The sequence below is a fragment of the Chryseobacterium gossypii genome, assembly GCF_041361455.1.
Lineage (GTDB): Bacteria > Bacteroidota > Bacteroidia > Flavobacteriales > Weeksellaceae > Chryseobacterium > Chryseobacterium gossypii.
On the sequence record NZ_JBGCUR010000003.1, the window covers coordinates 1 to 13,435 of the forward strand.

Consider the following 13,435-nt stretch of genomic DNA (forward strand, 5'->3'; position numbering starts at 1 on the left):
TTTCCTTTTTTTGTAAAATATAAAAAAGGCTATCTTACTTTTGAGACAGCCTCTTATGATATCAAATTGCGCACAAAGGCTGTAAACCATTAGGACAGTACTGATCACAAGGAATATAACTTTGATCATCAGGGCAATATCCGTAATTACTCCCCGGATCACCCGGATCACCGCCTCCAAGGCAAGGATGTCCCGGCGGGATTTCACACGGGCAGCCCACCGGGCCGATATCACAGGGACCAATGCCTGATCCTCCTTTGATGTTCTTTAATTCTTTTCGGTTGAGTTTTTGAAGTTTTTTTAACATAATATATTTTGTTTGGTTAATATTAACAAAAATAGCAAATAAGGCCATATAAATTAAACATTAACTCTTTTTAAAATAAAATATTCAAAATTTTCACCCAATCCATAAACAAATAATAATTTTATTTAAATTTGATAAAAAATCAATCATGAAAATAGTAAAATTCATTTTATGCCTGCTTTTCGGGCTTATGTTCATCAATGCAGGACTAGACAAGTTCTTCCATTACAATCCGATGCCAAAGCTTACAGATGAGCAAATGAAAGTGTATGCCGCTTTCGGTGAGATCGGATGGCTAATGCCATTGGTAGGAGCTGTAGAGGTTATCGGAGGAATATTATTTATTTTTCCTAAAACCAGAGCTTTAGGGGCTATTATCATTCTGCCTGTCATGGTAGGGATATTGCTGCATAATCTTTACAGAGACCCATCAACAACAGGGATTGCTATGTCCGTGGTATTATTCCTGATCAACCTGTGGATTATTGTTGACAGCAAAGAAAAATACAAGGCATTGGTGAGCTAAGAGAAATTATAAATGGTCAGTAGTTAATTAACGAAGAGAGACAATAGCTTAAAAACAGTCCTTACTCTGAATTAACTATTGACCATTACCTATTATTTATATAAACGCACTGAAACCGGTAATAGATCTTCCGACAATCAGCGAGTTGATTTCTTTTGTTCCTTCATAAGAATAGATCGCTTCGGCATCGGCCACAAATCTGGCTACATCATATTCCAGTAAAATACCATTACCTCCCATTACTTCCCTTGCCCTGGATACAATATCCCGGGTTCTCAAAGTACAGAATACCTTAGCCAGGGAAGCATGCTCATCTTTAAGAATCCCCTGATCCTGCATTTCTGATAACCTGAAAACCATGGTTTGCATAGCGGTAAGATTAGAAAGCATTTCCACCAGGTGGCCCTGTATCATCTGGAAAGAAGCAATAGGCTTTCCAAACTGTTCCCTTTTCCGGGTATAGTCTAATGCGCTTTCATATGCTCCTCTGGCGCAGCCTGTCGCCATCCAAGCCACACCTGCCCTTGTCATTCTCAAAACTTTTGCCGTATCTTTAAAAGAGTTGGCATGCTGCAGCCTGTTCTCTTCCGTAACCAAACATTCTTTCAATGTTATAAGCCCGTTCTGAACGATCCGGAGAGCCATTTTTCCTTTAATTTTTTCTACGGAGAACCCCGGATTATCTTTCTCCACAATGAAACCTTTCACTTCCCCGTCATCCAGATCTCTGGCCCAGATAATAACCAGATCCGCGAAAGTAGCATTCCCTATCCACTTTTTCTGTCCGTTCAAAATCCAGCCTTCAGGTGTTTTCTTACAGGTCACGGTCAGCCCTCCTGCCGCACCGGAACCTACTTCAGGCTCCGTCAGGCCAAATGCTCCTATCTTTTCAAATTTCTGCATCTGAGGAAGCCATTTCTGCTTTTGTTCCTCTGAACCGCAAATATAGATGGAACCCATAGATAACCCGGACTGTACTCCAAAAAAGGTAGCGATGGATGCATCAATCCTGGCGAGCTCCATTGCAATGACTCCTTCCATCAGGAATGGCATCCCGGGACAACCATACCCTTCATAGGTAACCCCGCAAATATCAAGCTTCTGAAATTTCGGGATCAGCTCGAACGGAAATTCATCTCTAAGCCAGTAATGATTCACCAAAGGTTTCACTTCTTTTTCCATGAACGCTCTTACTTTTAGCTGTATTTCCCTGTGTTCCGGGCTCAATGTATGGTAAATATCGTAAAAGTCACCATCAATAGGAGGAAGCTCCTTCTTTTTCTTATCCGGATCAAGCATTTTCATCAACCCCTTCAACTGTTTATCATTTAATCTGGAGAAGTTCTGCATCATTTTCGGCAGGTCGACTTTTTGAGAAATAGCGCTCAACTGATCAAAATCTATTGATCTGAACAATTCTATGGCGTTTCTGATTTTGGAAAAAGCGTTTGACATAGCTATAGTTTGAATTAATTGTAAAGAAGCATGCAAAAATTACTCCGAAAATTATATCCTTACACAATATACATTTTACAAACATTTGATTTTCAGCTAATTAAATTTATTTTTATTTTACAATACATTTGCTCCGGATTTTCAAATATTACAAAGAATCCATGTTGAACTTTGGCTTATCAAAACAAAAAATCAAAATTATGAAAACCTCTTCCATCAAATTATCACTGATATCCATCATCTTAATCAGCCTCTACTCCTGCAAAAAAGGCGAAGCTGCCGTGAGCAGTTATGAAGCGGCTGCGGCAGATTCAGCGGCCGTTTTGGTTCCGGACAGTATTTCTTCAGCGGCGACCACTAAGGTAAAAGATAAGCAATTCATAAAAACAGCCCGGGTAAATATGGAAGTAAGGGATGTCTATGAGGCAACGATTTCCATCGAGAAAGCCGTTCAGAATCTGGGTGGGTTTATCTCTCACAGCAACCTGCAAAGCAATGTTATCTCTGAGGATACCTACAATACTTCCGGCAAAGAGGCGGTGCTTATAAAAAAGTACCAGGCTGAAAACTCAATGCAAGCCCGGGTTCCTACAGAAAAGCTTGGTGAATTTCTCATTCTGGCCAATAACAGCAAGCTGTTTTTAAATTCAAGGCTAATCAATGCTGAGGATGTGACTTCAAGTATAAAATATGCAGAGCTTGAAGCACAAAGAATAAAAAGGACCGGCGAGAATATCTCCCGTATAAAAGCCGATAAGGACAGGGTGAAAATGGATGATGATAATATGGCGGAAGACCACCTGCAACAATGGGCCGGTATGAACGTTACCGATAATTTAAAATACAGTACCGTTGACCTCCACATCAAGGAACCCCAATTACGTATTACTGAAATTGCCGTCACCAATATCTCCCATATTGATAATAAGTATAAATTCAATTTCATTTATGATGCTAAAAATGCTTTTGCAGAAGGGTTCTACCTGATTCAGAAAATTATTGTCGGATTAATTGCCATCTGGCCGGTATGGTTAATTGCAGCAGCCATATTCTATTTTCTCCGGAAAAGGAGAACCTCTAAAGCTGCTTCTGAATAACTATCCTAATCTTTCGGTTATCATCATATTTTTAAATTTCAACACCTCCGGCTATCTATCGGAGGTTAAATTGTAAATGTCTGTCCGGAACCTGACTTAAAATCCCTGCTATATCCGAATAAAGGTCCGTTCCGAATCAGCCTTTTTAAATTATCCGTTCAAAATTTCACATCCATTCAATTTTCCGTAAATTTGTGCACTGAAATCCAGAATCCTTAAACAGATCTTAATATTACAAAAATGCTATCAAAAATAAATCCTATACACACAAACAGCTGGAAAGCTCTTAATGAGCATTTTGCCAACAATGACTTTGATCTCCGAAGTCTTTTTCGGTATAATCCGAACCGTTTTGAAGAATTTTCTGTAAAAAGGGATAATTTTCTTTTCGATTATTCAAAAAACCTGATTGATGCCAAAACGAAGGAGCTTTTGTTGAACCTTGCCGAAGAATGCCAGCTAAAGGAAGCCATTTCCAAAATGTTTTCAGGAGATAAGATCAATGAAACCGAAGGCAGGGCGGTTCTTCATACAGCTTTAAGAGATTTCTCGGACCGGGAGATCCTGGTGGACGGTGAAAATATTAAGCCTCAGATCAAAAGTGTTCTTGAACACATGAAATCTTTTTCTGAGAAAATTATTTCAGGGGAACATAAAGGTTTCAGCGGCAAAGTAATTACCGATGTTGTCAATATAGGGATCGGCGGCTCAGATTTGGGGCCTGTGATGGTTTGCTCCGCATTAAAGCATTTCAAAACAAGGCTAAACGTTCATTTTGTTTCTAACGTGGACGGGAACCATATCGCCGAGGTTCTTAAGAATCTGGATCCGGAAACTACATTGTTTATCATTGCCTCCAAAACATTCACAACCCAGGAAACCATGACGAATGCCAATTCTGCAAAAGACTGGTTTTTAAAAGCAGGAAAGCAGGAAGATGTAGCCAGGCACTTCGTAGCATTGTCCACAAACATTCAGGAGGTAAAAAAATTCGGGATCGCGGAAGAGAATATTTTTGAATTCTGGGATTGGGTTGGCGGAAGATATTCCCTCTGGAGCGCGATCGGGTTAAGTATTGTGCTGTCTGTTGGGTATGAGAATTTTGAGCAGCTTTTAAAAGGAGCTTTTGATACAGACCAGCATTTCCAGACTGCCGGTTTCCCGGAAAACATTCCTGTTCTGATGGGTCTTTTAGGAATCTGGTACCGTAACTTTTATGCCGCTACCAGCTATGCAATCTTGCCTTATTCGCAATACCTGGACAGGTTTGCCGCTTACCTGCAGCAGGGAGATATGGAAAGTAACGGTAAATGTGTGGACAGGAACGGCGAATTTGTGGAATATGAAACAGGACCAATTATCTGGGGAGAGCCGGGAACTAACGGACAGCATGCCTTTTACCAGCTGATCCACCAGGGAACCGAATTGATCCCTGCAGATTTCATCGCCTATGTGAAAAGCTGTAATAATGTATCGGACCACCAGGAAAAGCTGCTGGCGAATTTCTTTGCTCAGACAGAAGCCCTGGCATTCGGAAAATCTGAAGAAGAAGTTGAGGAAGAACTAAGAAGTGCCGGAAAATCCGAAGAGGAAATTGACAGACTGATAAACTTCAAGGTCTTCCATGGAAATACTCCTACCAACTCTATATTATTCAACGAATTAACTCCTTTTTCATTGGGACAGCTCATTGCTATGTATGAACATAAAATTTTTGTTCAGGGAGTAATCTGGAATATTTTCAGCTTTGACCAGTTTGGAGTGGAACTAGGGAAAGTTCTGGCCAATAAGATATTACCCGAGCTGGAAAGCGATGAGCCTGTAAGCACTCACGACAGCTCTACCAACGGACTGATCAATTACTATAAGAGAAATAAATAAATTTGAATCATATCTAATAAAAATAAAATGGCAGAAATTCTTGATGGGCTAAAAGTTTCCAAAGAAATCAAGGCTGAAATTAAGGCTGAAGTTGAAAAGATCGTTGAGGGCAAAAGAAGAGCACCGCATCTGGTAGCTATCCTCGTAGGAAACAACGGAGCGAGTAAGGCTTATGTAAACAGTAAGGTAAAAGACTGTGAAGAAGTAGGCTTCCGGTCCTCCCTTCTAAAATTCCCGAGTACGGTCTCAGAATCTGAGCTATTGGAAAAAATTGATGAGCTGAATAAGTCAAAAGCGGTAGACGGGTTTATTGTACAGCTTCCATTACCGGACCAGATCGATCAGGAGAAAATTATTAAAGCGATTGATCCGAGAAAAGACGTAGACGGCTTCCACCCTGAAAACTTCGGGAAAATGGCTTTGGAGATGGATACTTTCTTACCGGCCACCCCTTTCGGTATTCTAACTTTACTGGAAAGGTATAATATTGAGACCAAAGGAAAAGACTGTGTAATCATCGGAAGGAGTAAGATCGTAGGAAGACCTATGAGCATCCTCATGGGCAGAAAGGATTTTCCGGGAAATTCTACGGTAACCCTTACACACTCTTATACCAAAGATATTGAAGAGTATACCAAAAAAGCAGACATCATCATCACAGCTTTAGGAGACCCACATTTCCTGAAAGGGGATATGATTAAAGAAGGAGCTGTGGTCATCGATGTTGGCATTACAAGAGTAGATGATGATTCTCCGAAGGGATATTACCTTGCCGGGGATGTGGATTTTGACAGCTGTGCTGCCAAGGCAAGCTGGATCACTCCTGTGCCCGGAGGAGTAGGCCCTATGACGAGAGCGATGCTGATGAAAAATACGCTCATTGCCTATAAAACTTCGGTCTATAACGACTAATATAAAAATGAATAAGGAAGAAGATATTTTATTAAAAGAAGGTAAAATGCTCCCTGTAATGGAGCATTTTTACACTTTACAGGGAGAAGGAGCACACACCGGAAAAGCGGCCTATTTCATCCGTCTGGGAGGCTGCGATGTAGGATGCCACTGGTGTGATGTGAAGGAAAGCTGGAACCCGGAGCTGCATCCGTTGATGAATGCAGAGGAGATTGCTGAAACTGCAGCAAGGCATTGTAAAACAATCGTTTTAACTGGCGGGGAACCCCTGATGTGGAATCTGGATATCCTGACCTCGAAACTGAAAGAGCTGGGCTGTTCCATCCATATCGAAACTTCGGGAGCTTATCCCATGAGCGGCCATCTGGACTGGATCACACTCTCTCCCAAAAAGACGGGACTACCGAAAGAAGAGATCTATCAAAAAGCCAACGAGCTTAAGGTCATCATTTTCAATAACCACGATTTTACTTTTGCAGAGGAACAGGCTGCTAAAGTATCTGAAAACTGCAGGCTTTACCTTCAGAGCGAATGGAGCAAGCGTAATGAAATGTATCCGAAGATCACTGATTTTATTCTGGCCCATCCCAAATGGCAGGCCTCAGTTCAAACACATAAATATCTGAATATCCCATAAAAATATGTAAATTAGCCCTTCGTATCTCAAAAAACACAGATGCAGAGAATTCGATACTCCAGATACCTGAAATCAATCATTATTTTGCTTGACCTCACGGTTATTGCATCTGTTTTCATATTCTTTTTTATAAGCAGGAATGATCGTCTAAAATACAACCAGGAGATCTGGTATCAGAATATTTTTTCCCTCATCTTATTATTTATGTTCTGGGTGCTTTTAAGCGGCAGAACAAGAATCTATAACATCCCGAGAAATTTAACGTATACTTTGTTTCTTGAGCGGCTTTTGATCCATTGCCTGCTGTTCATTTTCTGCGTTTTACTTATCGGAAAGGTAAGCTATAATGTTTTTTTCAATACAGATGTTTACTGGCTGTCATTTTACCTGTTCTTTTTCATCTTCCTTACAAAATCTTTTGTTTATTTTGCCATTAAATACCTCCGTAGTCTGGGAATCAACCACAGAAATGTCATGTTTCTGAATGAAAATGCTTCCACCGAAGTACTAAAGAATATCATAAGGGACAGGAAAGATTACGGATATAAGATATTTGAATATAAAAAAACCGAAATAAATGCGGGGGAACTGGTTGAATTTTGGAAAAAGAACGGTATCCATACTTTATTTTTACCCACTGAAAATTCATTCAGTGAAAAAACCGAAAAGGAAATCTTCTCGTTGGCCGAAGCCAATAAGGTACACATTTCACTCATTCCAAGCATTGCACAAAGTGACTTTTTTCTGTATGATCTGGGATATGTTCAGACGCAGCCGGTTCTCAACCAGGCCAGATATCCTTTGGACTATTTCTCGAATTTTCTGTTGAAAAGGGTTTTCGACGTTGTTTTTTCCACCCTGGTTTTGGTATTCATTTGTTCCTGGCTGTTCCCTATTATTGCACTGGTTATAAAAGCCTCCTCTAAGGGGCCGGTATTCTTCCTGCAGAAAAGATATGGCTTCCACGAAGAGGTTTTCAACTGCATTAAGTTCAGAACAATGGTGGTTAATGCCGAATCTGCCATTAAAACCACAAGCGAAAACGATTCAAGAATTACGAAGGTTGGCAAATTTCTTAGAAAGACCAGTCTTGATGAGATGCCGCAATTCATTAATGTTTTAAAGGGAGAAATGTCCGTAGTAGGGCCACGCCCCCACATGCTGGCCGTAGATAATTATTATAAGCCCAAAATAGGAAGGTATAGTTTAAGAAGTACGGTAAGCCCGGGAATTACAGGTCTTGCGCAGGTAAATGGTTTGCGGGGAGATACCGGCAATGTGGAAGTGGAAATGAACAAGCGTATCCTGGCGGATGCCTTTTATGTCAGAAACTGGAGTTTTGTTCTGGATCTGGTCATTATCCTGAAAACCGTATTCCTGGTGATAGGTGGAGATAAAAATGCAAAATAATAAAGCTTTAACAAAAAAAGTCTAATTTAGCAAAATGTTAAAAAAGTTTTTTACAGCCGTAGGAGAATACATTATTCTTTTGGGTAAATCCATACAAAGGCCCCAAAAAATGAGGGTATTCTGGAAGCTGCTCATGAGAGAGATCAACGATCTGGGCGTCAATTCTTTCGGATTGGTAGTCTTTACTTCCATATTTGTCGGGGCAGTAGTGGCCATTCAGATGTTTAACAACTTTGATGCTTCCTCATTCCCGATTCCTACTACATTCGTAGGATACGCTACAAAAGCAGTACTGGTTTTGGAGTTCTCCCCTACCATCATAAGCCTGATCCTGGCAGGTAAGGTTGGCTCATATATTGCTTCCAGTATAGGGACGATGAGGGTTTCCGAGCAAATTGATGCATTAGATATCATGGGAGTAAACTCACCGAACTTTCTGATTTTCCCTAAGATAGTGGCATGCATCATCTTTAATCCGCTTCTGATCGCGATTAGTATCGTATTCGGTATAGGAGGCGGATATGTTGCCGGAATCCTTACGGGCAACTGGACGGAAAACGATTATATTGTGGGTATTCAGATGTATATGCCTAATCTGTTCATCTATTATGCATTCATAAAAACGGTTGTTTTTGCTTTCATCATCGCGACAGTTCCCGCATATTTCGGATATTATGTGAAGGGAGGCTCACTGGAGGTAGGTAGGGCAAGTACGCAGGCAGTGGTTTGGACAATGGTATTTATTATCATTTCTGAATTAATTTTAACCCAATTAATATTAAGCTGATGATCGAGGTAAAGGATCTTAAGAAAAGTTTTGATGATGTAGAAGTTCTAAAAGGAATTTCAACCACTTTTGAAAAGGGAAAGGTAAATCTAATTATTGGGCAGAGTGGTTCGGGGAAAACGGTTTTCCTTAAAAGCTTATTGAATGTTTATCAGCCATCATCAGGAGAAATTCTTTTTGACGGAAAGGATATCAATATCATGACAAGGGAAGAAAAGCAGCATTTACGTTCCGAGATCGGAACCGTATTCCAGGGAAGCGCCCTGTTTGATTCCCTGACCGTTGAGGAAAACATCATGTTCCCTCTGGATATGTTTACAAACTTATCCTACAGGGAGAAAAGAAAGAGGGTATCTGAAGTAATCGGAAGGGTGCATTTGGATAAGGCCAATAAAAAGTTTCCTTCAGAAATTTCCGGCGGTATGCAGAAGCGTGTTGCCATTGCCCGGGCTATTGTAAACAATCCCAAATATTTGTTCTGTGATGAGCCAAACTCCGGACTGGACCCTTATACATCCAATGTAATCGATGATTTATTGCTTGAGATTACCAAAGAATATAATACCACCACAATCATCAATACGCATGATATGAATTCTGTAATGACGATTGGCGAGAAAATTGTTTATTTAAGATTAGGTATTAAAGAATGGGAAGGAAACAAAGACATTCTTATTACCGCAGGCAATAAGAATCTTATTGATTTCGTTTATTCATCAGAACTGTTTAAGGAGCTAAGAGAATATTTACTTGAAAATAATAAAACTATTGATAATACAATCACTAAATTGGATGACAATGAAAAAAATACTTAGTATAGCATTTTTAGGACTTTCCTTATTTGCTTCAGCCCAGATTTCCCTTGCGGGAAAGGCCAACCTTATCTTCCCGACGGGCTCACCGTCATGGAAAAATATTAAAGGAACAGTGAATGACGCCATTGAAGGTGAAGGAAAAAACAATGCAGGATTTAATGTGGGGCTTTCCCTGAAGGTAGGACTGCCAACCTCTTTTTTTGTGATGCCGGAACTATATTATACCAACTTTAAAAATGAATTCACAGCAGCCAACACAACTTTTGACATCAAGCACAGCCGTATAGACCTTCCCGTACTTTTAGGATATAACATCTTGGGAAATACCCTGGGGGTTTTTGTGGGGCCTGTGGCAAGCTATAATTTAAGCAAGGAAGATACCTTTAACGATTTTAAGGAAAATGCCCGGGATAACTTTACGGTAGGATATCAGTTCGGAGCCCAGGTTGAAATTCAAAAGCTGATTATCAATGCAAGATATGAAGGCGCCTTCAGCAAGGATTCAAGGGATTTTATCAACAGGGTTTCCGGAGAGGAGATCAGATATGACAACCGACCAAATTTATTTATGGTAGGTTTGGGATATAAATTTTAATCCCGCGGAAATAACAACTATAAAAAATCCTCAAATTTAAATTTGAGGATTTTGATTTTTATCCTGGGCGTCAAGCTCTGCCTGTCGTTTTGCAATTTCAGCAGCCTGCTTTTCCAATTCTTCTTTATCTTTCTGTAGTTGTTTAAACTCTTTCCTCCTTTGCTCTGCTTTTACAGCACTGCCCTTGCTTACATAGCCCACCATTCCTCCGATAATCAGCCCGATACCAATCCCTCCCATAATTCCCATGATGTGAGGAAGCCCGATTTTATCTACAGTAAAATCAGTTGTAAGGTAAAAAAGTAATGCCGATAAGGCCAGAAGGATAAGTCCAGTAATTGATAAACTCTTCATAATATTGTGTTTGTGGTTAATAAAGCCTTACCAAATTTAGTGAAATTTAATAAGGCTTTGCTCAAGATTAAAAATTTATTCGTTTATATTTTTCCGCCGGCAGCCTTATAATACTCCAAAGCTTTTGGCAGATCTTTCTGAATATCTGAAATCCTGGTCTCAGGATTCGGGTGGGTAGATAAAAATTCCGGCTGTCTGTTTCCTGAAGATGCGGATTCCATCCTGTTCCAGAAAGGAATGGCTTCCCTTGGGTCATATCCTGCCATAGACATCAGGTATAACCCCATTTCATCAGCCTCGGATTCCTGGTTTCTTCCGTACTTCAATAAAGCAACCTGCGATCCTATAGGGTAAACCTTCTGGAAAACGCTCGCCCATTGGGCATTGGAAATACTTCCACCTAAAATGGCTCCTCCGTATTGGGCTACCATGGCCTGGGAGATCCTTTCATTTCCATGTCCCGCCAGAGCATGGGAAACTTCATGCCCTAACACTACAGCAAGGCCGTTATCATTTTTGGTAACCGGCAAAATTCCTGTGTATACGGCTACTTTACCACCCGGCATACACCAGGCATTCAATTCATTGCTTTGCAGAAGATTAAACTCCCAGTTGTAATTGGCCAGATCAGCAGATCTGCCTATATTCTGATAATATTTTTCCGCAGCAGCTTTTATTCTGCTTCCCACAGTAACCACTCTCTTGGCGTCAGCCGTTCCTGTAATCACTTTGGATTTAGCTAAGGTAGTTTTATATTCCTGTGCAGACATTGTTAAAATTTCCGAATTATTGGCCAATTGCAGAGATGATCTCCCTGTGATCGGGTTAGTGGTGCAAGCTGCAACAGACAATGCAACTGCCCCTATTCCTAGTAAGTTTTTTATTTTCATAGTTTCGAGTGTTATTAGTTCATGCTTAACAATTATTATTCCAAAACATTTTATAAGAATATATTTGCATACAATTTGCTATTTAAATTTAATAATTATTTCTATCATGAAAAAGTATATTTCAATGCTATTTGTTTTTGGATTTCTATTGTTTTTCCAAAGCTGCTCTTCCCAAAATTCGATGGATTCCAAAACAGTAGACGCTCTGGTCAATTCCCAGGAGTTCACATTTAACGCACAGAGGGCGAATCCTACCAATTATGACGTCATCAATATCATGAATTCCATGCCTAATTCAACCTCAACCAGAATATTGGAATTAAACGCAGGATATACCGTTGAGCTAAGAAATAATGTTCTTGACGTTGTTTTACCTTATTTTGGAAGGTCATTCAATCCTACTTATGGCAATAGTGACAACAGCTACAGATTTACCTCCAAAGATTTTACGGTGAATAAGTCTCAGAATAAGAAAGGAAACTGGGTGGTAAGAATTAAGCCTAATGATACTCAAAATGTTGATGAGATCATAATTGAAGTGTATAAAAACGGAAAAGCCTTTACCTCAGTAAGGAGTAGTAACAAACAGCCTATATCTTATGACGGGTATATTTCTAAAAATGAAGAAAGGGCTAAACCTTAGTCCGGTCGGATAAAAATTTTTCCACAAATAATTTTGCTTCGGTACTGGGATTTGAAACCATAGCCGAAGCATTTTTTTTATGCTGTATATAAGCTTCTTCCAGAGAATCGTTTTTTTTCATCATGGATAAAATATATTCCTGTACCCAGTATTCAAACCTTTTTTCCGCCTGTCTGGTTCTTACTTCATCAAATCGTCCGGTTTTCTTTTTGAGGATAATAAATTCATTGATTTTTGCATAAACTTCTCCCAGTCCTTCATTGCGCAGTGCAGACCCCAACAGCACAGGGATTTTCCAGTCTTTTTCCTTTGGCGGAAGAAAGTCCAGGGCCCGCTTTAATTCTAATCGTGTACTTTTTGCCTTCTGCAGATTATCCTGGTCTACCTTATTAATAAAAATAATATCCACCATTTCCATTATACCCCGTTTGATCCCCTGAAGTTCATCACCACCACCAATGATCTTCAAAAATAAAAACACATCAGTAATATCTGCCACCAAAACTTCAGACTGCCCTACCCCTACCGTTTCAATCAGGATATAATCAAAACCGGCAGCCTCGCAGATCATCATGGTTTCAAAAGTAGTGTTGGCCACCCCGCCCAGAAAGCCTGAACTTGGGGAGGCACGTATGAATGCATTTTCTTCTTTGGCCAGCTCTTCCATTCTGGTCTTATCCCCCAAAATGCTGCCCTTATTAACAGCGGAACTTGGGTCTATGGCCAGAACCGCCACTTTCTTCCCATTGGAAATCGCCAGTCTTCCGAAATTTTCTATGAATGTTGACTTTCCGGCTCCCGGAACCCCGGTTATTCCCACCCTTACGGAATTTCCGGTAAAAGGCATGATCTTCTTCAATAATTCTTCTGCCTGTAGCCTGTGCTCGGCTTTCTTACTTTCAACTAAGGTAATGGCTTTTGCAATCAGGCGCTTGCTTCCTGACCTTATCCCTTCAAATAGCTCTTCTGTAGAAAATTTCATTAAGCCAAAAATATAAAAATAACCTGCAAAATGCCATAATAATGAAAGTTAATTTTATCTTTTAACAATAGATCAGGAGAGAACTGATTGTAAATATTATTCCCGGGAAACTAAAAAACGAGGACAGACCCTTTTTCAGTAATC

At 40.0% G+C, this 13,435-nt stretch carries 15 protein-coding genes; 10 read left to right on the top strand and 5 right to left on the bottom strand.

All coding sequences use genetic code 11. The annotated features are described in order from the left end of the window. Positions 1-61 precede the first annotated feature (61 nt). Entirely contained in the window at positions 62-307 is a 246-nt protein-coding gene (locus tag ABMQ40_RS03210) for a hypothetical protein (protein ID WP_370896486.1), read from the bottom strand. Between the two features lie 148 nt (positions 308-455). Between ABMQ40_RS03210 and ABMQ40_RS03215 the strand changes: the two genes are divergently transcribed. Continuing rightward, on the top strand, positions 456-833 hold the full coding sequence (locus tag ABMQ40_RS03215) for a DoxX family protein (RefSeq protein WP_370896488.1): 378 nt from the start codon (positions 456-458) through the stop codon (positions 831-833). Between the two features lie 96 nt (positions 834-929). On the opposite strand, the gene ABMQ40_RS03220 is transcribed toward ABMQ40_RS03215, so the two are convergent. Next, positions 930-2,288 (bottom strand): acyl-CoA dehydrogenase family protein, encoded by a 1,359-nt coding sequence (locus ABMQ40_RS03220; RefSeq protein WP_370896490.1) that lies wholly within the window; start codon positions 2,286-2,288, stop codon positions 930-932. A gap of 200 nt (positions 2,289-2,488) precedes the next feature. Here ABMQ40_RS03220 and ABMQ40_RS03225 point away from each other — a divergent pair, with 200 nt between their 5' ends. From ABMQ40_RS03225 to ABMQ40_RS03260, 8 genes are all read left to right on the top strand, one after another. Next, positions 2,489-3,385 (top strand): DUF4349 domain-containing protein, encoded by an 897-nt coding sequence (locus ABMQ40_RS03225; RefSeq protein WP_370896492.1) that lies wholly within the window; start codon positions 2,489-2,491, stop codon positions 3,383-3,385. Between the two features lie 240 nt (positions 3,386-3,625). After that, complete coding sequence (gene pgi, locus ABMQ40_RS03230) at positions 3,626-5,266, top strand: glucose-6-phosphate isomerase (protein WP_370896494.1); 1,641 nt, start codon at positions 3,626-3,628, stop codon at positions 5,264-5,266. Between the two features lie 27 nt (positions 5,267-5,293). Further along, the gene (locus ABMQ40_RS03235; RefSeq protein WP_370896496.1) at positions 5,294-6,178 is read left to right on the top strand and encodes a bifunctional 5,10-methylenetetrahydrofolate dehydrogenase/5,10-methenyltetrahydrofolate cyclohydrolase; all 885 of its coding nucleotides are present in this window, start codon (positions 5,294-5,296) and stop codon (positions 6,176-6,178) included. A gap of 7 nt (positions 6,179-6,185) precedes the next feature. Beyond that, complete coding sequence (locus ABMQ40_RS03240) at positions 6,186-6,815, top strand: 7-carboxy-7-deazaguanine synthase QueE (RefSeq protein WP_370896498.1); 630 nt, start codon at positions 6,186-6,188, stop codon at positions 6,813-6,815. Positions 6,816-6,854: 39 nt separating this feature from the next. Further along, positions 6,855-8,225 (top strand): exopolysaccharide biosynthesis polyprenyl glycosylphosphotransferase, encoded by a 1,371-nt coding sequence (locus ABMQ40_RS03245; RefSeq protein WP_370896500.1) that lies wholly within the window; start codon positions 6,855-6,857, stop codon positions 8,223-8,225. Positions 8,226-8,259: 34 nt separating this feature from the next. Then, positions 8,260-9,012 carry an MlaE family ABC transporter permease gene (locus tag ABMQ40_RS03250; protein ID WP_370896502.1) on the top strand — a complete coding sequence of 251 codons (753 nt, stop codon included), beginning with the start codon at positions 8,260-8,262 and terminating at the stop codon, positions 9,010-9,012. Beyond that, a complete protein-coding gene (locus ABMQ40_RS03255; RefSeq protein WP_370896504.1) occupies positions 9,012-9,827 on the top strand; it encodes an ABC transporter ATP-binding protein in 816 nt (271 codons plus the stop codon). Before ABMQ40_RS03250 ends, ABMQ40_RS03255 begins: the two co-directional genes overlap by 1 nt. Next, complete coding sequence (locus tag ABMQ40_RS03260; protein WP_370896506.1) at positions 9,811-10,422, top strand: outer membrane beta-barrel protein; 612 nt, start codon at positions 9,811-9,813, stop codon at positions 10,420-10,422. Before ABMQ40_RS03255 ends, ABMQ40_RS03260 begins: the two co-directional genes overlap by 17 nt. A gap of 36 nt (positions 10,423-10,458) precedes the next feature. Here the strand turns inward: ABMQ40_RS03260 and ABMQ40_RS03265 are convergent, their stop codons facing one another. Both ABMQ40_RS03265 and ABMQ40_RS03270 read right to left on the bottom strand, forming a co-directional pair. Further along, positions 10,459-10,776: a hypothetical protein gene (locus tag ABMQ40_RS03265; protein WP_370896508.1), complete on the bottom strand. Its 318-nt coding sequence runs from the start codon at positions 10,774-10,776 to the stop codon at positions 10,459-10,461. A gap of 83 nt (positions 10,777-10,859) precedes the next feature. After that, positions 10,860-11,666, bottom strand: coding sequence for a M48 family metallopeptidase (locus ABMQ40_RS03270; protein WP_370896510.1), 807 nt, complete (start codon positions 11,664-11,666; stop codon positions 10,860-10,862). Positions 11,667-11,772: 106 nt separating this feature from the next. On the opposite strand from ABMQ40_RS03270, the gene ABMQ40_RS03275 reads away from it, so the two are divergent. Beyond that, positions 11,773-12,309, top strand: coding sequence for a DUF4251 domain-containing protein (locus tag ABMQ40_RS03275; RefSeq protein WP_370896512.1), 537 nt, complete (start codon positions 11,773-11,775; stop codon positions 12,307-12,309). Here ABMQ40_RS03275 and meaB read toward each other — a convergent pair. Next, positions 12,299-13,291 (bottom strand): methylmalonyl Co-A mutase-associated GTPase MeaB, encoded by a 993-nt coding sequence (gene meaB, locus ABMQ40_RS03280; protein ID WP_370896514.1) that lies wholly within the window; start codon positions 13,289-13,291, stop codon positions 12,299-12,301. The genes ABMQ40_RS03275 and meaB overlap by 11 nt on opposite strands. Positions 13,292-13,435: the final 144 nt, after the last annotated feature.